This window comes from Rufibacter ruber, assembly GCF_001647275.1.
GTDB lineage: Bacteria > Bacteroidota > Bacteroidia > Cytophagales > Hymenobacteraceae > Nibribacter > Nibribacter ruber_C.
Genome location: NZ_LRMM01000019.1, coordinates 23,442 through 47,455 on the forward strand (window position 1 = coordinate 23,442; position 24,014 = coordinate 47,455).

Below are 24,014 nucleotides of genomic sequence, written 5' to 3' on the forward strand. Positions count from 1 at the left end.
CTTGTGAGCCGTTGGCTTGTTCCCGTATTTGCAGGTGTCTTGCTTTTGGCCGGGTGTACCGCGCCGCGTTCAGTGATCCATTCCGGGAAGGTGACGCCGCACGGGCAGTTTAAGATAGGCGCCAACTTTGGCGGGAACGTGGCCACCGAGCCCATTAGTCAGCTCAAGGATATTACCGAGGCCGTGGTGAAAGACCTGGCTAACCGGGACTCTGTCTACTACAATGAGCAGATCAAAGCGGCCACCAAGGGCGCCATTGCCTATTCCCTGGACCCGGTGGGGCCTACTTTTGATTTTTACGTGCGGTACGGCGTGCTGCCGCGGGTTGATGTGGGCTATAAATATGCGTCTGGCGTACACGTGCTAGATGCCATGTACCAGTTCCTGGGGCCGGTGGGCACGCCGCAGAACCCCGGGCAGGGCCGCTGGTACGGCAGCGTGGGCCTGCAGTACGCGGGCCAGAGCAATGACCTGCTGGACAAGCTCTTTCTCTCAGACCTGTTCCCCATTCTGGAGTTCACCGCCCAGCGGAAGGATCTCCTGGTGCCGCTGGTATTCAGCCGCTCCTTCGGGACAGAGGAAGAGTACGGGAACATCTCCTTCGGCCTAGCCTACAACCACACCTTTATTGAATACGGACTGCAACCCGGTAGGCTTTACGAGAAGGTGGGCGGCGGCAAAGCCGTGCAGCTGGAAGGGCTGACCCGGAAAAACAGCTTCGGGTCTTACGGGTTGTTTGTGAACGCCAAGATTGGCGCGCGCCGCGTGTACCTGTTGCCCGCGCTGGCTGTGTACTACCAGAACTACGGCACGTATGAACTGCTGGAAGGCGAGACGCACAGTTTCTCAGGCGTAACCCTGGTGCCGTCTTTGGGGCTGCAGATTGGCCTGGGCAAAGGCAAGGTTGGTAAGTAATAAGTGTTTTGCGTTTCCGGGCTGTTTTTCTGAAAACAGCCCGGAAACAGAATATAGGTATTCTGCCAGAAGAAAAAATTGGTAGGTTCAAAAGGAAGATACTCACCACGTGTTACCTAAGTAGGTAGGCGTAGGCCAGCAGGAACAGGTACACAATATCATAATTCTTGAACTTCTCACGCAGCATCTTCAGGGCTTTGTTGAGATGGTTTTCTATGTTGCTGTTGCTGGTATTCAGGGCTGCGGCAATCTCAGTGTTACTCAATCCCTCTGTGCGGCTCATGGTAAACACTTGCCTGCGCACGGGGGGCATAGAGGCGCAGGCTTCTTCAAACAACTGCATTAGTTCTTGATGCTCCAGCGCAGTCTGGGTAGTGTTCTCTGCTACCGCCCCGTAGGTGGCAAGGTACTGGCTGAAGGCCGTTTCATACACACGGTGGCGGATCTTGTTGTAGACCAGGTTCTTGGCAACTTTGAAGAGGTATCCATCTAAGTTCTGGAAGGGGTCAAGGGCGGCCCTGCGATCCCAAATTTTCACAAACACATCCTGCACAATCTCCTCTGCTTCTTCGCGGCTTTGCACCAGTTTGTACGCAAAGGTGTAAAGCTTGGGAGCCAAAGCACGGTACACGCGCTCAAAGGCAGCCACATCACCAGTGGTGATAGCCTCAATATCTGCCTTGTGTCTGTCTTTGGTTTCTACCTGCATGGTTGCCTGTCATAGTGTAGGTGCAACGCTTCCTGTACATCCTGAGCCCCAGCCTTTTGGAAGTGACTATTTGCTGTTTAAGAAAAACATAAAATAGTACCGATAAATATAGATGGTTTTATAGAAAAAACAAAAAGTAAAGATTTTGTTAAAAATAGTTAAAGTTTGAGGTGGTGCAACAGGGGTTTCATGTGTAATGATTGAAAGCACCAATACCAGTACCCCATGAACCAGCACCTTCTTGATAAGTTCTACCAAGGCGAATGCACCCCAGAGGAGGTGAAAGAGGTGTTAGCGTGGTTTAAATCTCAGGAGCCGTCACAAGAGCAAGAGCAGCATCTGGCCCAGGAGTGGGAAAAGGCAGAACAGAATAAAGTGGAAGTGGACAGTTTACTTGATGTTGACAAAACATGGCGTTCTGTAGAAGCATCTATTCTCAGCGAAACAGAAAGTGTAGGAGACGAAGCACGGGTGTTGCCGCTTAGGGGAACGCCTTGGGTTAAGTGGATGAAGGTGGCTGCCTCTGTCTTGCTTCCCTTGGGCTTGTTGGGGCTGGTGGCCTTATGGTATTTCAACACCACTCCTGCTGGTAAGCTCATGACTATGCAGACAGCCCCTGGAGAGCGTAAGACGGTGCAGTTGGAAGATGGTTCTACTATCATACTACAGTCAGGGAGCCAGGTGACGTATAGACAGCCTTTTGCAGCTGACCGCAGAGATATCACTTTAGAGGGGGAGGCCTTTTTTCAAGTGGCCAAAGACAAGCGGCGGCCCTTTGTGGTGAAGTCTGGTGCCATCTACACCCAGGCACTGGGTACTTCATTCAACATCAAATACCTTCCAAATGACACAGCCACTTCAGTGGCATTGGCTACGGGGCTGGTGAAGATCAGCCAAGACCAGAACCACTCAAGGGTGCAACTAGCTCATCTGGTGCCTGGAGAGCAGTTACAGTTTAACCGTGACAACCAGCAACACCGAGTTTCTACTTTTGAGCACCGCGAGGTATTAAGCTGGAAAGACGGTGTGCTATACTTCAAAAAGGCCAGCCTAGGCGAAGTGGTACAGAAGATAGAGCAATGGTACGGTGTAGAGGTGGCGGTAACTGGCCTAAAGCCAGAGAAGATGAAAGAATGGAGTTATACGGGCGAATACACAGACCAAAGCCTGCCCCAAGTGCTGGAGGGAATAGGCTTTGTCAAACAGTTTTCTTTTAAAATACAGGACAACCATGTCCGGCTAAACTTCACAGCTCCTATGCCTATGAAATAGAAGGAAAGATTTTTAACAGGTAGACCACCGGGTGGCCTACCTGTCATTACCTCTACAGTTTGATGTTGGCGCATCTGGCTGTGGGAAAGAGGCAGTTAATCAGTTACTAAAAAACACTCCCAATATATGGAAAAAAACCTTTACTGCTTGTTAAAAGGAGTAACCGGGAGAGCTTTGGCTGTATTTTTTATACACTTAGCTTTCTTCTCCTCTGTTTCAGCGGCTCCTGCTGAAGCAACTTCCAATACCATTCAAAAGACTAAAATTACCCTTTCTATCACCAACGGCACCCTGCAGGACTTCTTCAGAAAGGTAGAGTCAGAGACACTCTTTAAATTCACTTTTGATGAAAATGAAGTTCCCCGTCAGGCCAAAGTGACGGTACATGCCAAGAATGAGCCGTTAGACAAGGTGCTGGACAAAGTGGCCATAACCACAGATCTGGAGTTCAAGCAGGTAAATAATAACATTCATGTTAGACCTAAAAAAGCTAGAGAACAAGGCCCTAAGGCTTCTTTGGAAGTTTTGGAGCAGAACTCCTTCAAACTGTCTGGGAAAGTTACTGATGAAAATGGGGCAGGTCTCCCAGGGGTAACCATCTCTTTGAAAGGCACCACCAATGCAACCTCATCAGACGTGAGTGGGGCATTTTCAATGACACTTCCTTCTGGAAGTGGCACCTTAGTGTTTTCCTACATAGGGTATATCAACCAGGAAGTAGCCATTGAGAATAGAAGTGTTGTCAATGTAGCGCTTGCTCCTGATACCAAAGCCCTGCAAGAGGTGGTAGTGGTAGGGTATGGTACGCAGCAACGGGCTGATATTACTGGCTCAGTGGCCGTGATCAATGAGGAAGTATTTGAAGCTAGACCCAACACACAAGTTGGTAACCTTATTCAGGGGAAAGCCGCTGGGGTTCAGGTTTTGACCAACTCTGGCAAGCCGTCTGCGGGGTTCAACATCCGTATACGGGGAACGGGCTCTTTATCTGCCAGCAGTGATCCATTATATGTGATTGACGGGGTGCCTACTTCAGATACCAGAAGCTTAAACCCCGCAGATATTGAAAGTATTTCTGTTTTGAAAGATGCTTCTTCAGCCGCTATTTATGGTGCACAAGGTGCCAATGGGGTAGTATTAATCACTACTAAAAGAGGAACCTCAGAGAAGCCAAGGTTTGAATTCAGCACATACGCAGGCTTCTCCCAAGTTTGGAAGACACTAGAAGTACTCAACGCAGAGCAGTACAGAGATTTGATGACTGAGCTGGGGCAGAACACAGACTGGAATCGCTATACTGGGAATACAGATTGGCAGAAAGAGGTTTTTCAGAACGGAAGCTCCCTCAACTACCAATTGTCAGTTTCTGGTAAAACAGATAAAACCAACTACTACCTCTCTGGCGGTTGGGTAAAGCAGAATGGCGCCGTGCGCAGCTCTACCATGGACAGAGCCAGCTTTAAAGTTAACCTTGATCAAAAGTTAAACGACTGGCTCAACGTAGGTGCCAACTTAAGCTATGTACGCTACCATGATGTTGACGTGGCAGATAATCAGGCAGTAAACCAAGGCGGTGTTATCTTGGGAGTTTTGTCTACGCCTCCGGCTATTGGCATTTACAACCCAGACGGTACGTTTACCAGCAACCCATTTCAGGATTGGGAGAACCCCATCTCCTCAACTGATGGGTCTGAGCGTAGCTACAAAAATCAACGGTTGTTGGGGAGTGTGTACGGAGAGGTCAATATTTTAAATGGCCTAAAATACCGTACCAGCCTTGGGATTGACTTTGTTAATGCCACTTATGATTATTTTCTAGATCCTTTTAGAACCAGCTATGGCAGGGCTAGACAAGGTATTGGCCGCTACAATACCAATTTGACCAACTACTGGATACTGGATAACACGCTCTCCTATACTAAAACTATTGATAAACATAATTTTAGCGCAATGGTGGGTGGTGTCTTGCAGAAGTACAGATGGGAAAACTCGTCAATTGAGAGAACAGGTTTTGCCAACATAGCCGTAGAAACGCCCAATGCCGGAGCCACTATTCAATCTGCCAATGCAGACAAGGATGAAAGAGCTAACAGTTCATTCATTAGTAGGGTTACCTATGACTTTGCAGGCAAATACCTTTTAACTGCAAACTTTAGGGCAGATGCCTCCTCTTCCTTTGGGCCCGGTAACAGTATTGGTTACTTTCCTTCACTTTCAGTAGGCTGGAGACTTTCTGAGGAAAGCTTTATGCCGCTCCCAGAATTTATGAACGATCTAAAGCTCAGGTTTGGCTGGGGCATGGTTGGAAATGACAATATTGGGAATAATGCTTACCGAGGCTTAGTGGGGGTTGGGGCGAATTACCCAATTGGTGGAGTAATTTTACCAGGAACTTATCCTTCCACTATTGGGAATGATGATTTAAAATGGGAAGCCTCTAATCAAACTAATCTTGGGGTTGATTTTGCTTTTTTTAACTCCAGAATTGTATTTGTCGCAGACACCTATCTTAAAAAGACTACCGATCTCCTCTTCAGATTGCCGCCGCCTCGGGCTACTGGATTTGACACCGGGGTAACCAATGCGGCCAAACTGGAAAACCGTGGGTTAGAGTTTCAGTTAACGACTAGAAATTTTGTAGAGGCCTTTACCTGGGATACAGACTTAAATATTTCCTTTAACAGAAACGAGGTGACAGACATTCTAGGGAAAGAACTCCTGAATGGTGGGGTAGCTGGCAGAGGTGAGATAAGTTTGACCACTGAGGGGGCACCCATTGCAAGGTTCTATGGATACCGTTTTGGTGGTGTTGACCCACAGACAGGTATGGCCTATTATGTTGACAGAAATGGGGAGAGTACGTTTTCACCAGCCCCAGATGATAGAACCATCATAGGGAACCCTAATCCGGACTTCATTTACGGTATTACCAACACCTTCACCTATAAAAACTTTGGCCTCTCTATCTTCCTGCAGGGGTCACAGGGCAATGATATTTTCAATGCCACCCGCATTGAAATGGAAAGCATGTCAGATCCCAAGAACCAAGGAATAGAAGTAGTGAACCGCTGGCGAAATCCGGGTGATGTCACCAATATCCCAAAAGCAGTTTGGGCAAACACTAACAACTCACGCCTTTCTACCCGCTTTGTAGAAGACGGTTCTTATATGAGGGTAAAGACCCTGACGTTGAGCTACAACCTGCCCAATACCCTACTCACAAAAGCAAAATTGAATTCAGTAAGGGTATATGTGACGGGTGAGAACTTACTCACCTTTACAGATTACTCAGGCTTTGATCCAGAGGTGAATGCCTTTGGTGGCAATAACTTAGTGCAGGGGGTAGATTATGGTACCTATCCGCAGACCCGAAACCTGATCTTTGGTTTGAATATTTCATTTTAATCTGCATGTCATGAGACTTAAAAAAATAGCAGCATATATAACGGCAGGAGTTTTTCTTGGAGGATTGCCTGCCTGTGAAAGCTTTGTAGATCTTGAGCCAATTTCCAGTCAGACCCAAGACAATGCCTACAGAACAGCCGGTGACGCTGAGGCGGCCTTAGTTGGTGTCTATGAATCCTTTCAGGCAGAGTATTACATCTGGGACAACCTGGTTTTCAGTGAGATTCTCTCTGATAATTACTACGCAGGTGGTGATAATGCTGAAATCTTTGCGGTAGATAACCTGGATATTACCCCCACCAACAGCCGTCTCTGGAATAACTGGAGCCAGATTTACAACGCTATTGCCAAAGCAAACGTGGTGCTGCAGAAGGTACCTGAAATCACAGATCCTAGACTGACTGACAATCGCAAGGCACAGATTTTGGGTGAGGCGGCTTTCTTACGCGCGTATCATTATTTCCAATTGGTGAAACTGTGGGGTGGGGTGCCGCTTATGTTGGAGCCGGTAAATTCTCTTGATCCATCAGTTACTTCAAAACCAAGAGCCACTGAAGAGGACGTATACAACCAGATTGTAACAGATTTGACCTTTGCGCTAGACAACCGGCTGCCAGACACCTATGGCGGAGAGGCCAGTGTAAATAAGGCCCGGGCCACCCGTGGGGCCGCCAACGCCCTTATGGCGAAAGTGTGGGCGCAGAGACCTACCCGAGACTATAATAAAGTGCTGCAGTACGCCAATGAGGTGATTAGCAGCCCCACCGGTTACCAGTTGCTTGGTAATTTCAACCATCTGTTTGATGGAGCGCACTACAACAACGCTGAGTCTATCATGGAGGTACAGTTCATTGGTGGAAACGAAGCCAATTGGGGACCGCAGATGTTACTGCCGCCTTCCCTGAGCGGCGACACATGGCGCAAATTCATGACACCCTCCCATAGCCTGGTAAACGCCTATAATGCGCAAGGAGATAATATCAGAAAGAACACCACTATTCTGTTTGAGAATGCCCCGTGGTCAGATGAGTTCTGGTCTGTGAATACAGGGGGTAGTGTGCCGTTTGCCTACCGCTGGAAAAGTGCCAATGGTTGGGCCAGCACCAACCGCCAGTATATTTTCAGGTTGGCAGATATCATGCTCCTAAAGGCAGAAGCCTTGAATGAGCTAAACCGCCCAGATGACGCCAAACTTGTTCTGAATGAGGTGAGGGACAGAGTAGATCTGGATCCTGTGACTGCCGTTTCTAAGGAGGATATAAAAGATGCCATCTTGAGGGAACGCCGCTTGGAACTGGCTCAGGAAGGACACCGGTGGGATGATCTGCGCCGCTATGGTGTGGCAGTTGAGGTGATGAATAATCTAAATGAAATTGACCTTCGCACCAATACCCGGAAAGACTACAATCTGGCACCACATGAGGTGTTCTTGCCTATTCCGCAGTCTGAAATCAACCGCAACCCAAATCTAAAGCAGACCTCTGGCTATAACTAGTCACTGGGCTTGAGATGAGAAACTGTTTTTGGGCTGTTTTTTGAAATACAGCCCAAAAACAGGAAAGGGTTACCAATATGCTGCTTGACCAAAGAAAGATTCATTTCTCATAAACCATCATCATGAAAAAGATAAACGTATTGTTTTATCTTCTGGGCATGCTGTTTCTGACAGGTGCCTGTGAAGAACAAGATAACATAGAGCCAATCGGCAACTGGGAGTTGAGTGCGCCCGTGCTGGCAGGGCCGGAAGAGAACTCTACCATTACCCTCAATCAAGAGGAGCCCAATACGGCCATCAGGTTTGACTGGCAAGCGCAACCTCCAGCAAGAACTACGGGGTGACGTACCGGTTTGTAGTGGATAGTGCCGCCAACGCAGATTTCAGTACTCCTATTTTTAGTATGCACACGGGCAACGGCGGCAAGAACAGTTTCATTGAGCCTACCGCCATTGAGCTGGATCAGGCGCTTTCTGCAGCTGGGTATGATGCTAATTCAACAGTTCCATTAAAATGGGCAGTAGTGGCACAGTCGCTCAGCAAGGAAATGATTTCTTCTGCCAAGTTAGTGTCTGTAAAGCGCTTCAAAAACGAGACTGCCACCTTGTATATTTCTGGGTCTGCCACTGAGAAGGGAACAGACGTAGGCCAGGCCATCATGATGCGCCCGCGCAAAGACAGCGACGGGAAGCCCACCAATGTGTTTGACGTCTATACAAAATTGACGGCAGGCGGCACTTTCCAGTTTTATAGCCAGCCAAATGTGAACTCCATAGTATTCGGCGCAGACGGGAACGGTAAAATCAAGAAGAAAGGGACAGCCATTGCCGCACCCGGTGCCGGTACGTACCGCATCACTGTTGATTTGAACAATAACACGTACAGCTTCTTGAAAATAGACAAGTGGAGTGTGGTAGGGGGGGCCTTTGCCTCTGGCTGGGGTGGAGACGAACCCCTGCAGTACCAAGGGAATGGGGTGTGGACCTCTGTTGTTGACATTGCAAAGACAGAAGGCTTTATTTTCAGGGCCAATGGAGACTGGGGCGTGGCTATGAAGCGGGTAAAGGGAACTACCAACCAACTGGTATTAGAGTCTCAGGCTGCCGCCGAAGGAAAGCAGTTTGAGGATATTCCGGCCACCGCCACCGGGAAGCATATTATTACCTTGAATCTGTCTGGCGATCAGTATACCTACTCGTTGGTGAAAGACAACAGACCTACTTCTATGCCTGATAAACTATTCTTATTGCAAGGCAGCTACGTAGTAGCTGAATTCAACATAGACGGTAACAACTTCAGTTCTACGGTTTTCCTGGCTCTTGAAAGCGATAAAGCTTACACCCTGAATTCCGCGCGTGATGGTTCTGGTACTGCGTTTACCACATCAGCCAAAATTGGGGAAACCGCCTCCCCCAATGCAGATGCGGTATCGGCAACGGTAGATTTTAGAGAAGGAACCGGTGCTATTGCCGTGGCCCGTGACCAAGCCTACCAGATCACCCTGAACTTCGCCACCAAGAAAATGACTTGGAAGTACTACAACCTAAAGCTGTTTCATTGGAACGACAACGGGGGCTGGGATGCCCGCAGTGAATACGTGATGACCTATAAGCACCCATACACCTTTGAGGGGACCCACGCCCTCAGTGCTAATTTTGACAGTAAGTTCAACTCTCCTTGGGAGGTGCAATTTGGCACAAGCAGCTCTGCTCTTACCGGTAACATGACCAATGGGGGACCTAACTATAAAGGCATCACCCAAGCAGGTAGTTATAAAGCTACTCTTGTAGTGGGCAATGATTATAAAACCGCTCAGTATTCTTTTGTGAAGCAGTAAGCATTTGTTCTTGCAGGAGCTTTTGTACCCTAAAAGACTGGGTAAATAAGTTAAAGCTGTTTTTGACCTGTTTTCAGAAAAAGAGGCTAAAAACAGAAGAGTAGATAGTTGATTTGGTAGTCAGCGGCCGGTGCTATAGAGGCATCGGCCGAAGGCTGGATAGTTTTACAGGTGTGCCTGATCATTTACCATTGGGCACCATTTTTAAAGTGAAATCATGGTATACCGTCTTAATAAAGAAAAACTGAACATGTTCCTGCTGGCTGCAGTGGCCGCTTGGGGAGTGGGCTGCGGAGAGAAATCAGATCCTTCACCAGCTCCACCGCCGCCAGCGCCACCGGTAGAGACGGGCCCAAGCCAAGTAGCCTTCTGGTTAACCAATCCAGACCGGTCTGCCCAGTTTCAGAAGCAGAACTTGGCCCTGAACTTTAAAGCCAGTACCACTACCAACAACAACCTTACCCTGGAGATTGACACCACGCAAACCTACCAGGCTATTGACGGGTTTGGCTACACCCTTACCACCGGGAGCGCCTATGTCTTAAATCAAATGTCAGCGGCCAGCAGGGCAGATTTGCTCAGGGAGCTGTTCAGCAATGGCAATGCTGATAATACTATTGGGGTGAGTTACCTGCGTCTGAATTTGGGAGCTTCTGACCTGAGCCCTACCGTGTACTCGTACCAAGATGTGATGGGGGCCGCGTTTAGCCTGGCACCTGACCAAGCTTATTATATTCCAATTCTTAAGCAGATTCTGGCCATTAACCCCAACATCAAATTGATGGCGTCGCCGTGGTCACCGCCTGCCTGGATGAAGACGAACAACAGCCCCATAGGGGGGAGCCTGAGGCCTGAATATTATAATGAGTATGCTGGGTACCTGGTGCAATACATTCAGGATATGAAAGGTCAGGGTATAACCATAGATGCCCTCACTATTCAAAATGAGCCGCTGCATGGGGGCAACAACCCTAGTATGGTTATGCAGGGAGAGGAGCAGAAGAACTTTGTAAAGAACAACCTTGGCCCTGCCTTTAGGGCGGCAAACCTGAACACCAAGATTGTGCTCTATGACCATAACCTTGACCGACCAGATTACCCTATCAGTATCATGAATGACCCGGAGGCCAAGCAGTACGTAGATGGTTCTGCGTTTCACCTGTATGGTGGCACAATCAATAGAATGTCAGAGGTGCACAACGCTCACCCAGACAAGAACCTGTACTTTACTGAGCAATGGGTGGGGGCTAATGATGGCGATTTTGCCTCTAATCTAAAATGGCACATAGCAAATGTGATCATTGGCTCCATGCGCAACTGGAGCAAGAATGCCTTAGAATGGAATCTGGCTGCAGATGCCAACAACCGCCCATTCACTGATGGGGGCTGTAACACCTGCTTGCCGGCCGTTACAGTTGCAGGAAATAATGCTACCCGCAATGTGGCATATTATATTATTGCCCATGCTTCTAAGTTTGTAAGGCCAAATTCAGTACGGGTGAAAACTACTCTGAAGAACGCACAGAACATTGAGGTCTTCAGCACACTGCAGCACGTCGGTTTTCAAACGTCCACCGGCAAAAAGGTGGTATTGGTTCTGAATGATACCAACGGCGACCAAACCTTCAACATCAGGTACAGAGGCCAAATTATTACCTCTACCCTGAAGGGTGGTGCCGTGGGTACCTACGTCTGGTAACTTATAGACTTTTTACAATCTCCCAAACAGGCACAGCTAAGATAATCTGCCCAATAGCAGACTTCTTAGCCGTGCCCAAAAAACTAAAAATGAAATTCCTTTTCCATAAAAGTTGGCTATGCAAGGCGGGCGTGGTGCTCTTGATGGGTAGCCTGCTTGGCTGCAGCAGTTCCAAGACAAATACCGCTTCCCAGTCTGCTAGCGCGGAAGTATGGTTGACTACCCCAGACAAATCAGCCCTCTTTCAAAAACAACCAACAGCGTTGCCTTTCGGCAAGCCTGAGCAAACACAGAATGCAGTTATTGTAGTAGAGGATACCCAAACGTATCAAACCATTGACGGCTTCGGTTATACCTTGACGGGCGGCAGTGCATACCATCTGCACAACATGGGTGCTACGGCACGGGCAGCTTTATTGAAAGAGCTTTTCTCAACTGAAGGCAACAGCATTGGAGTGAGCTATCTGCGGGTGAGCATTGGCGCCTCTGACCTGGATGAGACTGTTTTCTCTTACAATGATTTGCCAGAGGGCCAGACAGATCCTAATATGGAGAGGTTCAGCTTGGAACCAGACCGTCAGTTTTTGCTCCCGGTGCTAAAAGAGATACTGACCATCAACCCCAATATCAAAATATTGGGTTCGCCCTGGTCGCCGCCTACCTGGATGAAAACCAACGGCAACTCTAAAGGTGGTAGCCTCAAGCCAGAGTGGTACGGTGCCTACGCCAAGTATTTTGTGAAATACATTCAGGCCATGGCCGCTGAGGGTATTATCATTGACGCCATCACGGTACAGAACGAACCGCTGCACCCTGGCAACAATCCCAGTCTATTAATGCTGCCGCAGGATCAGGCAAATTTTGTAAAGAACCACCTGGGGCCAGCCTTCAAAGCCGCCAACCTCAACACTAAAATCCTGATCTATGACCATAACCTTGATCGGCCAGACTACCCTATCAGCATCTTAAATGACCCAGAGGCTAAACAGTACATTGACGGGTCTGCCTTTCACCTGTACGGCGGGAAGATTGAAACCATGTCTGAGGTGCACAACGCCCACCCAGACAAGAACGTCTACTTTACTGAGCAGTGGATTGGTGCACCCGGTAACTTTCCAGAAGATTTAAAATGGCACGTACGCGAACTCATTATTGGGGCGCCTCGTAACTGGGCGCGCAACGTACTGGAGTGGAACTTAGCCGCTGACTCGGAGCAAAAACCTTTTACTCCCGGCGGTTGCAACCAGTGTCTAGGTGCCCTTACTATTAGTGGAGATCAGGTGGTCAGGAACCCAGCCTACTACATCATTGCGCATGCAGCTAAGTTTGTACGGCCGGGCTCGGTAAGAATTGCGTCTAACACTCCGGAAGGTTTGCCCAATGTGGCATTTCTGACACCTGCCGGGCAGCATGTGGTGATTGTGTTAAACAATGGGGGGAGCTCTCAAAGTTTTCATATAAGACACCAAGGCAAAACTGCTGTAGCCACTTTACAAGGGGGGGCTGTAGGAACGTATGTCTGGTAAGTATCAAAATGGTTTCAGCCGAGAAAATTTTCATTGTGTTGGTTACTATTTGTGGCCATACTTAGAAGCTGTTTAGAGTTTTTGAAACCGGCAGGCAAAGGCTGCCGGGTAAGGTTTTTCACCAGCCTGTAGTTTCTGTTTTCGGCCTGTTTTTTGAAAAATAAGCCGAAAACAGAAACTAGAATCTTGACCAAATGCCTTTCTATCAAAACTCTAAACAGCTTCTTATTTTATACTAAACGAACGACTCAAATGACAAAATCACTTTATTTTTCAGCCATTGCCCTTTTTGCGGTGGGTATAACCTTTTCCTGCTCCCAAACCAAGACCACTCAAAGCCAAACCAGTAACACAGACTTCAAGTTAGGTAATAAGCAGGTCACGGTTTACACGACAGCTCAGAACACTGATCATCGTCTGACGCAAACAGAGACTCTACAGTTTAAAGACTTTGGACAACCGCTGGAGACGCAGGTATGCGTGTTTGTAGACCCTGCCAAGACCTTCCAGACCATGGTGGGGATTGGTGGTGCCATCACTGATGCCACGGCTGAAACTGTTGCCAAAATGCCAAAGGAGAAGCAGCAGGAAATTCTGAAAGCCTATTATGATCCCACCGCCGGGATAGGGTACACGCTAGCCAGAACCACTATTCACAGCAGTGACTTTGCCACTGGTTCCTACACCTACATTGAGGAGAATGATAAAGAGCTGAAAACTTTTAGTGTACGGCATGACGAGCAATTCCGTATCCCGTTCATTAAGCAGGCCATTGCTGCCGCTGGCGGCAAGCTCACTACATACGCCAGCCCCTGGAGCCCACCTGCTTTCATGAAAGACACCAAAACCATGCTGCGTGGTGGTAAACTGCTGCCTGAGTACCGCCAGCCCTGGGCTGATTATTTTGTGAAATTTGTGAACGCTTATGAGAAAGCGGGTATTCCTATTTGGGGCTTGACGGTGCAGAACGAGCCCATGGCCAAACAGACGTGGGAGTCATGTATTTTTACTGCGGAGGAAGAGCGCGACTTTATCAAAAATTTTCTTGGGCCAACTCTTTACAAAAACGGCATGAAAGACAAGAAACTGATTGCCTGGGATCATAACCGTGACCTGATCTACCAAAGAGCCAGCACCGTGTTAAATGATCCGGAGGCGGCTAAATACGTGTGGGGCATTGGCTACCACTGGTATGAAACCTGGACCGGCAGCGACATGCTTTTTGACAACCTACGCAAAGTGAAAGAAACCTTCCCTGAAACTAACCTGATTTTTACCGAGGGCTGTATTGAGAAATTTGATTTCAACCGTATCAATGATTGGTCGTTGGGTGAGCGGTATGGCTATTCAATGGTCAATGACTTCAACGCCGGAACCGTAGCCTGGACTGACTGGAACATGGTCCTAGATGAGAAGGGCGGTCCTAACCACGTGGGTAACTTCTGCTTCGCGCCCATTCACGCTGATACGCGTAATGGCAAAGTGTACTACACCAACAGTTACTACTACTTGGGGCACTTCTCTAAGTTTGTGAAGCCAGGTGCTAAACGTATCATCAGTTCCTCTAACCGTGATGCCTTACAAACTACCGCTTTCCTGAATCCAGACGGAAAGGTGGCCGTGGTGGTATTGAATACCACAGATAAAAAGTTGCCGTACAAACTCTGGATCAACGGCAAGGCCGCAGATGCTACCAGTCTGCCGCACTCAATTGCTACGCTAGTGCTGTAAAGAAGGGGCTGCTGCCCATCAGCGTAGGCACCCAGCTGCACGCGTAGGTCATGCGGCCATAAGTTGCTCAGGACGGTAGTGGCTCCCGCGGTGAAGAAAGCAGTGGTTTAGTAAGGTTGTGCAGAGACAAAGCACCACCTTGTCTCTGCACAACCTTACTAAACACCTTTTATCGCCTGGCTATTCTTTGCTTGCTGCTCTTGGCAGCGCTGTCAGAGGCTGGGTACAGCACCTGCCTGATCTCCTCCAGGTAATTCAAGCTTCCATTAGGCAAGTTGCTGAGCACAATAAGCGCACTGTGGTCTTTGGGGTTGCGAAGAAAGTACGTGGAAAAGCCATGCCATAGCCCGCCGTGGTACACCGCGGTGTCACCATTAGGCAACGGCTTGATACGCCACCCGAAGCCGTAGTCTTCCTCATTTTTCTTGCTGGGCCGGGAACCGGTGAAAGCTTCCTGCAGGGTTTCCCGTTTCACCAGTTTCTGGGTGTAGAGCGCCTGGTCCCATTTGTATAAATCGTCAACGGTAGAGAAAATGCCTTTGTCGCCCAGTACGGTGTCCAGGTAATCAGTGGTGCGCTTTTGGCGGTTGCGGGTGTGGCCGGTGGCAATTTTACCGGTAAGGGTGGCTACGTCTGGGCTGTAGGTGAAGGTGTGTTTCATCTCCAGCGGCTCAAAAATTTGTTTGCGAAGAAACGTGGCAAACGGCACCCCCGATACTTTCTCTACAATGGTGGCCAGCAAACTGTAGCCGGTGTTGCTGTAGTCAAAGCGGGTGTTGGGCTTGTAGTACGGCTTGGGCTGGTGCGTGACCATGAGGTTGACCACGTCCTGGTTGGTGAGGTTCTGCTTGCGGTCTGGCCAGAGCTTATCTGCAAAATAGGTGTAATTAGAAAGGCCGCTCTGGTGGGTGAGCAACTGCCGGATGGTAATACCGTGGTACGGAAACTCGGGAATGTATTGCTGCACGCTGTCCTCATACTGCAACTTGCCCTGGTCTTTCAGCATCATGATGGCCACCGCCGTGAACTGCTTAGACACCGAAGCCAGCTGAAACGCCGTTTCTACCGTGTTGGAATCACGTTTGTAAAAATCGGCCAGGCCGAAGGCTTTTTTGTAGACCACCTGGTCATACTTGGTCACCAGCACCGTACCGTTGAACCCGCGCTTCATTTTGTATTTGGTGAACACCGAATCCAGGTGCCGGGTCAGTTTCTGGGCGCTGTCTTGGGTGAACCACGCCGGTACTACGGTTTCTTCCTTGGTGTCATCGTCCCAGCGGTAGCTTTTGTCTTCGGCCTTCTGGCAAGAAGAGAGTAAACCGACAAGAATAGTAAGGAATAGAATGAATTTTACGCTGGGGAAAGTCATACGGGACATCAACAACACCAATTACCAAACTATAAAGATAAGACGCCAACTTTATTTTGAGGGAAAGAATGGTAGAAAAGTCGTGTGTGAATTTTAATAAGTCAGGGGAAAGATGAGCTTTTGATGGTTAAAGACCCGTTTCCCGCCTGTTTTCCCTAAAACTGCCCCAAAACACACCTTTTGTTTTCTCCCCTCAGATTCCTGAACTTTACCCTGTGAAAGTACTTCGTAAACTATTGGTGAAGGCGCTCGGGTTTGAGAGCTACCTACGACTGGTGAGCCGCATGTACCTGATTATGGTGGGCGCGGGTCGGGGCCGGGAGAAATACCCAGAGCTGTTCTTCCTGCGCAGAATCATTAGGCCGGGCTTTACGTGCTTAGACATTGGCGCCAACCTGGGCTACTACTCCACCTTCCTCTCCAAGCTGTCGGGGCCTACGGGCAAAGTGCTGGCCGTGGAGCCGGTGCCGCTGTTTGGGCGTATCTGGGCTGAAAATGTGCGGGCCAGCGGGGTTGACAACCTCACGCTGCTGCCCTACGCGCTGGGCGGCGAGAACACCACCATTGAGATGGGCACGCCCCTGCGCAACGGGCTGCTGCACCACGGCATGACCAAAATCGCCAACTCGGCGCAGGAAGAATATGCCCAGACCTATCAGGTAGAAATGCGCGTGCCAGATGAGCTGTTCGCAGAGCTGGAGCGGCTGGATTTCATTAAATGTGATGTAGAAGGCTATGAGTACCAAGTGTTCACGCACCTGCAGGAAACTATAAAGAAGCACCGGCCGTTGATTCAAACAGAGCTGAACGGCTCAGAGAACCGCCGCCAAGTGGTGGAGATTTTAACCGCTTTAGGCTACGGCGTGTACACGTTAAGCCCCAAACAGACGTTATCTCCCTGTGCGCCCTATGAACTAGACAGCTACCAGGGCGGCGACTTTTATTTCAAACCAAACCCAATTGCCTAGTGAAGACCATTCTCATCATCTTGGCCATCATGTTTCTGCTGCGGTATTTAATGCCGTACATCATCAGGTTCTTACTCAAGATGTTTGTGCAGAAACAGATGCGCAAGGCCCAGCAATACACCTACCAAGCGCAGCAACAGACCTACCAGCAGCACCGACCGCAGCAGGGGCAGACCCGCACGGCTTCCTCGTCTTCTGGCGGCGGGGGTGGTAAACTCAAGGTAGAGTATGTGCCCGAGGAGCAGCGGCCGCGCAAAGACTTCCCCGGCGGCGAGTACGTAGATTATGAAGAAGTGAAATAAACTGAGTATCTTTCTACCCCGATGCCCACCGCATCGGGCTTTTTATTGCAATCAAGTCGCCATGGCCACCTCAAAAATTGATTTCAACCGCCACGTGTTGCCGCACCTGCTGGTGCTTCTGTTTTTCCTGCTGCTGGTAGTAGCGTATTTCTCCCCCATTTTCTTTGACGGCAAAAGCCTCATGCAGCATGACGTGGTGCAGTTTCAGGGCGGCGCCAAAGAAATAGCTGACTACCGCGCCAAAACCGGTGAAGAAGCCCTCTGGACCAACGCCATGTTCAGCGGAATGCCCGCGTACCTGATTAGCGTGCAGTTCTCGGGTGACCTGTTCCGGTTTGTGCATGACCTCTTCACTGCCGGTTTGCCGCTGGTGGCCTCAAATATCTTCATCACGCTGGTGTGCGCCTACCTCATGTTCCTGCTTTTCGGCCTGCGGCCGATGTTATCGGCGGTGGGCGCTATCGCGTACGCGTTTGTGTCGTACAACTTCGCCATTCTGGAGGCGGGGCATAACACCAAATCACTGGCCATTGCCTATCTGCCGCTGGTATTGGGCGGGCTGTGGTATGCGTACCGCAAGAATATCTGGCTGGGAGCCGCCCTGTTCATGTTCGGGTTGACCATGCACATCAGAATGAACCACCTGCAGATCACCTATTACCTGCTCATGATTGTGCTTGTCTTCGGGATTGTAGAGCTGGTGATGTGGGCCAAAGAAGGCCGAATCGCAGATTTTCTGAAGCGCACGGTGATCTTAGCGGTGGGCGCTGCCTTGGCGGCAGGCGTAAGCTTTGGGCGAATCTACACCACCGCCGAGTACGGCAAATATTCTATCAGGGGTGCCTCTGAATTAACGCAGGGCAAAGATGCCGCAGAGATTGGTTCCGGTTTGGATCGTGACTACGCGTTCCAGTGGAGCTACGGCATCGGCGAAAGCATGACCCTGCTTATTCCGCATTTCTACGGCGGGGCCAGCCAGGGGCCGGTAGAGAAAGGTTCTGAGACCTATGAGGCGCTGGTGCGGGCTGGGGTTTCTCCGGCGCAGTTGCAAACCGCCACCATGCCGTTCTACTGGGGTGACCAGTCGTTTGTGGGTGGGCCGGTGTACATGGGGGCTATCATCTGCTTCCTGTTTGTATTGGGCTTGCTGGTGACGCCGCGCCGCATCTGGATCTGGCTGCTGAGTGCCACCATCTTGTCTCTGCTGCTGAGCTGGGGGAAGAACTTTGAAGCCTTCAACTACTTCATGTTTGACTACTTCCCGGGCTACAACAAGTTCAGGGCGGTGAGCATGGCGTTGGTGATTGCGCAGGTAACCATGGTGCTTCTGGCCATTATTGCCCTGTGCCGCGTGCTGCAAGGCGAAGTAATTGAGAACCTGCAAAAGAAGATTACCATAGCAGGAGCCGTAACGGGTGGCCTCTGTGCGCTGTTTATCTTGCTGGCAGGTACCTTTGATTTTACCGCTCCGGTAGACGAGCAGCTGATCCAGTACCAATATCCTATTGAAGCTATCAGGGCCGACCGGGAGGCTATGCTACGCGGAGATGCGCTCCGGTCATTGATCTTCATCTTGTTGGCGGCTGGTGCGCTGTACCTGTACACCAAGCAGAAGCTGACCTCCTTCACCGCCACCGCCGCCATTGGGCTCCTGATCCTGATTGACCTCTGGACCGTTGACAAGCGCTACCTCAACAACAATGACTTCCAGAAAGACTATACCCAAGCTACGTTAGCACCTACGCCCGCTGATCAGGCCATTTTGCAAGATACCAGCCTGAGCTACCGTGTCTATGATGTGCAGAACCCGTTCAATGATGCCCGCGCTTCGTATTTCCACAAGTCCATTGGCGGGTACCACGGGGCGAAGCTTCGCCGCTACCAAGACGTGATTGAGAACCACATCGCCCAGGGCAACATGCAGGTGCTGAACATGCTCAATGCCAAGTACGCCATCACCGGAAACCCGGAGCAGCCGGTGCAGATCATTCCGGGCTATCTGGGCAACGCCTGGTTTATTCAGGAAGTGCGGGCGGTGAACTCGCCAGACGAAGAACTAACGGGCCTGAAAACGTTCCATGCCGCTACCGAGGCCATTGTTGACGTCTCTAAATTCCCGACCGTGAAAGCCGGTAACTATCCTGCCACTGGTTCCACCATCCAACTGGTGCAGTATGAGCCCAACTACCTCAAGTACACCGCCAATGCCGCACAGCCAGGTGTGGTGGTTTTCTCTGAGATTTACTACAAAGACGGCTGGCAAGCATTCTTAGACGGCAAACCGGTAGACCATTTCAGAGCCAACTACATCCTGCGCGCCATGCAGGTGCCCGCTGGTCAGCACACCATTGAGTTCAAGTTTGAGCCCGAAGAGTATGAGTTAGGCAACACTGTCGCTTTGATCTCTTCGCTGCTGGTTCTGGCGGGTGTGTTGGGAGCTGTGGTGTACGGCTTCCGGCGGAAGCGGGAGACGGTTTAATTTTACGTTGATATAAGCTGCCGTTTTCGGCCTGTTTTCAGAAAAACAGGCGAAAAGGCAATTTTCTTTTACGGTTTTAGCGGTATCAGGAGACGACTAACCATAGAACGGGTATGCAGAAATCAACCTTTCACGTAGCGCAAATGGACTGCGCCGCAGAGGAGCAGATGGTGAGAATGAAGCTGGACGGGCACCCTTCTGTCAAACTGTTGGAGTTTGATTTACCTAAGCGGGAACTGACCGTTTGGCACACCTCTGAGGTGGCTCCCATTACTAAGGACCTGTCATCTTTAGGGCTGGGAGCCCGGTTGCTCCACACTGAGCTTTCTGCTGAACCAACCCCACCGGCCCCCGTGCCAGAAGGAGAACAGAAATTGCTGTGGCTGGTGCTCAGTATCAATGCCGCTTTCTTCGTGATAGAAATGACTGCCGGCTTTCTGGCTCATTCTATGGGCTTGGTGGCAGATTCTCTGGACATGCTGGCAGATGCCCTGGTATATGGTTTAAGCCTTTGGGCAGTAGGCGGTACTACAGTCCGTAAAAAAAGCATTGCCCGGCTGAGCGGCTATTTTCAGTTGGTACTGGCCTTGCTAGGCTTTGCCGAAGTGGTGCGCCGGTTTCTGGGCGCTGAAGCCATGCCTGATTTTAAAGTAATGATGGGTGTTGCGTTTTTTGCCCTGCTGGGGAACTCTGTTTCACTGTACCTTTTGCAAAAGTCTAAGAGCCAGGAGGCGCACATGAGGGCCAGTTTTATCTTTACCTCTAATGATGTGATTGCTAACCTGGGGGTGATTTTGGCCGGATTGCTGGTGTATTTCACCCTTTCAGCGGTGCCAGATTTGGTGATAGGAACAGTGGTGTTTCTGCTGGTAGCCCGTGGAGCCTTCAGAATTCTAAACCTAGCCAAATAACCGTAGAAATGGTGCCTGCAACTGTTCCTCTTCAGAAGCTTTCTGACCCGCTGCTCACAGAGAAAGGCGTAGAGCTGTCGGTGCTGCGCGAAGATTTGGTACACCCCACTATTCCTGGCAATAAATGGCGCAAACTAAACTACAACCTTTTGGCCGCGCGGGAGCAGAACTGTGAGACCCTGGTCACCTTTGGGGGCGCTTTCTCCAACCACATTGCCGCCGTAGCCGCCGCGGGTCAGGAATTCGGCTTTGCCACGGTGGGCTACCTACGTGGAGAGGAAACGCTGCCGCTCAACCCCACGCTCCAAAACGCCACCGCCTGCGGCATGCAGCTGCGCTACCTTTCCCGCTCTGAATACCGCCTGCGCCATGAGCCCCAGTTTCAGGCTGAAATCCTGAAAGCAGCCCCAAAACCCTACCAGCTCCCCGAAGGCGGCACCAATTTGCTGGCCGTGAAAGGTTGCACTGAAATTGTGACTGAGTTGACAGAGCCGTGGGACGTGCTCTGCGTAGCGGCGGGAACGGGCGGCACCTTGGCAGGCATTGTGGCAGGCGCGGCAGGGAAGGGGCAAGTGATCGGTTTCCCAGCCTTGAAAGGCGGCAATTTCCTGCAAGAAGAAGTAACGGAGCTGGTACAAGCCTATAGTGGCCGGCGCTATGTGAACTGGGAACTGCAGACAAGCTACCACTTCGGCGGTTACGCCAAACATACGCCTGAGCTCTTGGGTTTTATTCAAGGTTTCCACACTCAGCACGGCATTCTGCTAGATCCCGTTTACACCGGGAAGATGCTGTTTGGCGTGTTTGATTTGATCAGACAAGATTACTTTCCTAAAGGAACGAGGATCGTGGCGGTGCATACCGGCGGCCAGCAAGGCTGGAAAGGGTATAAGGAGCGGTATAGGCTGGAGTGGCCGGTGCTATAGCTTATTACCGTTGGTGGTGATGCTGTCCCAATGGGGTAGTTTTTCTCCCCAAATACTTTTTATGCCCATTGCACCCAGCATGAAAACAAAAGGGAGAATAGGAGCGGTGAAGCGGCAGTCCCAATCTTCTACGGTAAACATCACCATGACCGTCTGTAGTCCAATGACAGAGAGTAAGGTCAGTGTGATGGGAAGATTTTTTCTTCTGCGCAACGCCATTACGGTTAATAAGTAACAGGGGTATACGGTAGCGATGATGAGGAAATTGTGGAGCTTAGAGAAATGCGGCTTGGCAAATATCAGGAAAGTGAACCCCTTGGCCAGCGCCAGCTTCAGGCTGTAAACAGGATTGTGCCAGAAGAAGAGGAACAGCTTTAGCAAGGCGGGTGCCTGGGTTGGGGGCATTTGCAAGGTGTCTGGCGGGGTAATCCGGTAAAAAAAAGAAGAGCCGGGCGGGGTGAGGGGGGAATAATACGTGCCGTAAATTACCTCACCGCGCGCATAGGTTTCTACCAACGTAAAAGGCCCCAGAAGCTGGTTGATGACCAGTAGTAATACAATACCCGTTGCGCCAACGCCAATCCAAAAGAGCCTCCGCTGCGCGGCAGTCGCTTTCATGTAAAAGGAAGTGAAGAAGTAGACGGCCGCCGCGGCTACTATGATAAACCCGTTGGGTCTAACAAAGCATGTAAAAAGCCACAGTGGCAGGCTGAACCACAGATACACGCAGTTCTTAATAAGAACCAGCGTAGCCAGGCAGAAGATGAGGGAACTGGTGAAGACAGATTCTGTGAGCATATAGAAATTCCACTGGTGCATGTCCTGGCTGGAAGCCACTAAAAGTGCCGCTACCGCTGCGCACAGTCGGCTATTGGTGAACGCGGCCACCATGCGCTGCACCAAATAAAGAGCCAAACCCGACAGCAGCACTTGAAACCCAATCAAAAAACCAAACGGGAGCCCCGCCTTTAGAAAAGCAGCCATAAGGGTGGCATAGCTGGCATACCGTATGTTCAACCCCGGTTCATACTGAAAATGCTGGACAATCTCCTGGGCATAGGGAATAAAACGCGCCTGGGCATCTCTGGGAACCTGCACCCCGAACTTGATGTACAGCAGCACCTGCAACAGCCCCCAAACCAAAAACGGCAGAAAGGTAAGTGCCGCCGGGCGGAGTTGCTGTCCGGAAAACCAGAAGTCTGAACGGTTACTGAGCACGGGCCGAAGAAGTTAGAAACCGGGAGAGGTACGACCAGCCCCCAAGAGCCGCTAAAAGAAAAATAGGCGGCAAAACCGGATAGAGCCACCGCCCGTCCCAATCTTCCACTGTAAGCATGGTAATGCCTAATTGCAGTAAAACCGGTATGAGCAGGAGCGCTTTCTGGGCTCTCGTGAAACCAGACTTCCGGAAGCCAACCCAGGCGAAAACGTAAATGGGCATCAAAAAGCCCACAATGGCTATGTTATGCCCCAGCGAATAGTAAGGCTTGGCGTGAATCAAAAAGAAAAAGCCTTTGAGCAGAGCCACCGCTAAAAAATAAATGGGGTTGTGGGTAATGAACCACGCCAGCTCCTGTAACCGTGAAGAGGACACCGGAGGAATCTGCGGTTGGTGGTATTGGTTGACCAGAATCTCATAATACCCAAAAATGATGTCGCCGCGCTCATAGGTGTGCATCAAGCCAAACGTAGGCAACAGAAACCGGTCCAATACCCAGAGCAGGAAACCGCCTGCCACTAGGCTTACTGCGGCTACTGTCCATTTATTGAAGGCGGCAAAAGGCTTCTTCTCCAGTAAAAAGTAGACGGCTACCGTGACGGGGACCAGGAATCCGTTGGGCCTCACCAGCGTGGCCCAAACAATAGCCGCCATGAAAACTCCCCACAGGAAGCGGCTTTTAGGGAGCAGGGTAAGGCACAGGCAAATAGTAGTTAAACTAATGAAAAGCGAGTCGGTTAAGATATAGAAGTTGTACGCCTGCAAGTCTGGGTTCCAGAGAAATAGCGCTGCGGCGATGGTGGCTATCCGGAAATTCTGGGTTAAGGCAGCAGCTGCCTTGTAAAGCAACGCGCCCGCTATTCCTGAGAAAATCGCCTGTACCAATACTACCCACTGGAAAGTTAAACCAGCCTTCAAGAATGGGAACAGAAAAATAGGATAACCCAGATAACGCAGCACATGGGGGTTGGTCACCGGCTGTTCCTGCACCAGCTGGGTAGTGAACTTGATAAACCGGTGGCTGTCATACACAATCCGTACCCCGAAATGGTCATACAGGAAAACCTGCAGCGCCAGCCAGCCTATGAACAGCAGTCCTTTACAAACTAATTCTTTATGCTTCATTTTTCAGCCCGTACAGTAAAAGTACGAAATACTTCCAGACCCACCGTTTCTGGCCTGTTTTCGCCAAAACATGCCAGAAAGGCAAAGGCAACTTTCGGAACGGTTTTCGCTTATATAGAAGAAACC

Annotated in this window: 18 protein-coding genes; 14 read left to right on the forward strand and 4 right to left on the reverse strand. The window is 50.1% G+C overall.

Annotated features, from left to right (window positions below; translation table 11 throughout):
* The first annotated feature begins 3 nt into the window (after positions 1-3).
* Positions 4-915: a hypothetical protein gene (locus tag A8O25_RS09485; protein WP_161947727.1), complete on the forward strand. Its 912-nt coding sequence runs from the start codon at positions 4-6 to the stop codon at positions 913-915.
* A 112-nt stretch (positions 916-1,027) separates the two neighbouring features.
* On the opposite strand, the gene A8O25_RS09490 is transcribed toward A8O25_RS09485, so the two are convergent.
* Positions 1,028-1,624 (reverse strand): RNA polymerase sigma-70 factor, encoded by a 597-nt coding sequence (locus A8O25_RS09490; RefSeq protein ID WP_082893550.1) that lies wholly within the window; start codon positions 1,622-1,624, stop codon positions 1,028-1,030.
* Positions 1,625-1,849: 225 nt separating this feature from the next.
* On the opposite strand from A8O25_RS09490, the gene A8O25_RS09495 reads away from it, so the two are divergent.
* The 8 genes from A8O25_RS09495 (at position 1,850) to A8O25_RS09535 (ending at position 14,589) form a co-directional block, all read left to right on the forward strand.
* Positions 1,850-2,896: a FecR family protein gene (locus A8O25_RS09495; RefSeq protein ID WP_066834074.1), complete on the forward strand. Its 1,047-nt coding sequence runs from the start codon at positions 1,850-1,852 to the stop codon at positions 2,894-2,896.
* A gap of 174 nt (positions 2,897-3,070) precedes the next feature.
* Positions 3,071-6,301, forward strand: coding sequence for a TonB-dependent receptor (locus tag A8O25_RS09500; protein WP_241498980.1), 3,231 nt, complete (start codon positions 3,071-3,073; stop codon positions 6,299-6,301).
* 10 nt (positions 6,302-6,311) lie between these two features.
* Positions 6,312-7,796, forward strand: coding sequence for a RagB/SusD family nutrient uptake outer membrane protein (locus tag A8O25_RS09505; protein ID WP_066834076.1), 1,485 nt, complete (start codon positions 6,312-6,314; stop codon positions 7,794-7,796).
* A 122-nt stretch (positions 7,797-7,918) separates the two neighbouring features.
* Positions 7,919-8,140, forward strand: coding sequence for a hypothetical protein (locus A8O25_RS09510; RefSeq protein WP_066834078.1), 222 nt, complete (start codon positions 7,919-7,921; stop codon positions 8,138-8,140).
* Positions 8,137-9,633, forward strand: a complete 1,497-nt coding sequence (locus A8O25_RS09515; RefSeq protein WP_066834080.1) for a cadherin repeat domain-containing protein — start codon at positions 8,137-8,139, stop codon at positions 9,631-9,633. The genes A8O25_RS09510 and A8O25_RS09515 overlap by 4 nt, the downstream gene beginning before the upstream one ends.
* Positions 9,634-9,850: 217 nt before the next feature.
* Positions 9,851-11,332: a glycoside hydrolase family 30 protein gene (locus A8O25_RS09520; protein WP_241498981.1), complete on the forward strand. Its 1,482-nt coding sequence runs from the start codon at positions 9,851-9,853 to the stop codon at positions 11,330-11,332.
* A gap of 89 nt (positions 11,333-11,421) precedes the next feature.
* A complete protein-coding gene (locus tag A8O25_RS09525) occupies positions 11,422-12,858 on the forward strand; it encodes a glycoside hydrolase family 30 protein (RefSeq protein WP_082893552.1) in 1,437 nt (478 codons plus the stop codon).
* Positions 12,859-13,110: 252 nt separating this feature from the next.
* Positions 13,111-14,589, forward strand: coding sequence for a glycoside hydrolase family 30 protein (locus A8O25_RS09535; RefSeq protein ID WP_066834085.1), 1,479 nt, complete (start codon positions 13,111-13,113; stop codon positions 14,587-14,589).
* A 169-nt stretch (positions 14,590-14,758) separates the two neighbouring features.
* On the opposite strand, the gene A8O25_RS09540 is transcribed toward A8O25_RS09535, so the two are convergent.
* Positions 14,759-15,958, reverse strand: coding sequence for a serine hydrolase domain-containing protein (locus A8O25_RS09540; RefSeq protein WP_066834147.1), 1,200 nt, complete (start codon positions 15,956-15,958; stop codon positions 14,759-14,761).
* Positions 15,959-16,173: 215 nt separating this feature from the next.
* Between A8O25_RS09540 and A8O25_RS09545 the strand changes: the two genes are divergently transcribed.
* From A8O25_RS09545 to A8O25_RS09565, 5 genes are all read left to right on the forward strand, one after another.
* A complete protein-coding gene (locus A8O25_RS09545; RefSeq protein ID WP_153042682.1) occupies positions 16,174-16,926 on the forward strand; it encodes an FkbM family methyltransferase in 753 nt (250 codons plus the stop codon).
* Positions 16,926-17,228, forward strand: a complete 303-nt coding sequence (locus tag A8O25_RS09550) for a DUF4834 family protein (protein WP_066834087.1) — start codon at positions 16,926-16,928, stop codon at positions 17,226-17,228. The genes A8O25_RS09545 and A8O25_RS09550 overlap by 1 nt, the downstream gene beginning before the upstream one ends.
* Before the next feature lie 61 nt (positions 17,229-17,289).
* Positions 17,290-19,707, forward strand: a complete 2,418-nt coding sequence (locus A8O25_RS09555; protein WP_066834091.1) for a YfhO family protein — start codon at positions 17,290-17,292, stop codon at positions 19,705-19,707.
* Between the two features lie 113 nt (positions 19,708-19,820).
* Positions 19,821-20,618, forward strand: coding sequence for a cation efflux transmembrane domain-containing protein (locus tag A8O25_RS09560; RefSeq protein WP_066834093.1), 798 nt, complete (start codon positions 19,821-19,823; stop codon positions 20,616-20,618).
* Between the two features lie 8 nt (positions 20,619-20,626).
* A complete protein-coding gene (locus tag A8O25_RS09565; protein WP_066834094.1) occupies positions 20,627-21,544 on the forward strand; it encodes a 1-aminocyclopropane-1-carboxylate deaminase/D-cysteine desulfhydrase in 918 nt (305 codons plus the stop codon).
* On the opposite strand, the gene A8O25_RS09570 is transcribed toward A8O25_RS09565, so the two are convergent.
* Together A8O25_RS09570 and A8O25_RS09575 are read right to left on the reverse strand one after the other, a co-directional pair.
* On the reverse strand, positions 21,539-22,762 hold the full coding sequence (locus A8O25_RS09570) for a hypothetical protein (RefSeq protein ID WP_066834095.1): 1,224 nt from the start codon (positions 22,760-22,762) through the stop codon (positions 21,539-21,541). The genes A8O25_RS09565 and A8O25_RS09570 overlap by 6 nt on opposite strands.
* Complete coding sequence (locus A8O25_RS09575) at positions 22,752-23,888, reverse strand: hypothetical protein (RefSeq protein WP_066834096.1); 1,137 nt, start codon at positions 23,886-23,888, stop codon at positions 22,752-22,754. Before A8O25_RS09575 ends, A8O25_RS09570 begins: the two co-directional genes overlap by 11 nt.
* Positions 23,889-24,014 lie beyond the last annotated feature (126 nt).